Raw genomic sequence first — 1,262 nt, forward strand, 5'->3', positions numbered from 1 at the left:
AAAGTAATGTGTATAATTACTCAATGATAATGTCCACTGGTGGAGGACAAAGCCCAAGCGAAGGCGCGGGAGTCACCCTCTGTGGATATGTTATTCCATGTATACAGTTGCAGGTGTTCGGTAATCTAACGACTGATGTGGCCGATAATGATTGTAGAATTCAAAGTACCGATGAATGCCGCGGCGCGCTTCTTTGGGCGAGGTATACTCGTGCAAGTAGACTTCCTCATACTTCAAGCTGCGCCATAGTCGTTCCGTAAAGATGTTATCCACAGCACGATTCTTTCCATCCATGCTGATTCGGACTTGGTTGCTATTCAGCAACTCGATGTACTGTGAACTGGTGAAATGACTGCCCTGATCACTGTTCATAATTTCGGGCCGGCAAGCGCTCAGCGCACGACTTACAGCCTCCAGAACAAAGGGCAGTTCCAGGCTCTGATCCAACTGCCAATCGATCACGTATCGCGAGTACCAGTCCAAGATCGCTACCAGATACATCCAACCGCTCTGCAGCCGGATATACGTGATGTCGATCCCCCACACCTGGTTCACACGGTCGATCGTCAGCCCGCGCAGCAAATAGGGAAAGATGCGATGCTGCAAATTGCGCTTGCTCAGGTTGGGGCCGGGATAGATCGCCGCCAGTCCCATTTCTTGCATGTATTTTTGAACGGTATTGCGATGGACTTTCACTTCCTCTCGATTCAGAATCGCTGTGATCCGCCGGGACCCCAGAAACGGATACTGCGTGTAGATTTCATCAATCCGGTGTTTGATGCGAATTTCCTCCGGGGAGGGAGGTACCGGCTTGTAATACAGGCTGGAACGATTGAGGCTGAGGATATCCGCCTGTACGGTTAGAGGCAGCTCTGTGCTTTGCCAATCCAACATGGCCAATCGCTGTTCACGAGTTTGGTCCATAGCCAGATTTTTTTTTGAGCCACGCCAATTGAGTGGACAATTTTCCGACTTCGGCATAGAGTTCGTTGATCTGCTGTTCATAATCATTTTTCATTTTCGTGATGCCTTTGCGATCATCTACGAACAGCTGATGCAAGTTCTGGATCGCTTCCGTTTTCCACCTCTGGAGGACATTCGCATGGATTCCATGCTCGGAGGACAGCTGCGAAATTGACTTATCCTCCTTCAAAATTTCCAGTACGATTTGTGCTTTTTGCTCTGGTGTGAACTTTCTCCTCATCGTTGCCATACAACTAAGAAACTCCTTTTTTGCTGTCTAATTTTCTTAGTCCATTATA

1 protein-coding gene is annotated in these 1,262 nt (G+C 48.3%); it reads right to left on the minus strand.

All coding sequences use genetic code 11. From position 1 onward, the window contains the following. Positions 1-90: 90 nt before the first annotated feature. A protein-coding gene (locus ACTHRH_RS25655; protein ID WP_440418285.1) for an IS3 family transposase occupies positions 91-1,204 on the minus strand; the annotation gives its coding sequence in 2 pieces (ribosomal slippage) (positions 91-940 and positions 939-1,204; 1,116 coding nt in all). Positions 1,205-1,262 lie beyond the last annotated feature (58 nt).

The sequence above is a fragment of the Paenibacillus sp. SAFN-117 genome (genome assembly GCF_051966115.1).
GTDB classification, from domain to species: domain Bacteria; phylum Bacillota; class Bacilli; order Paenibacillales; family NBRC-103111; genus Paenibacillus_L; species Paenibacillus_L residui.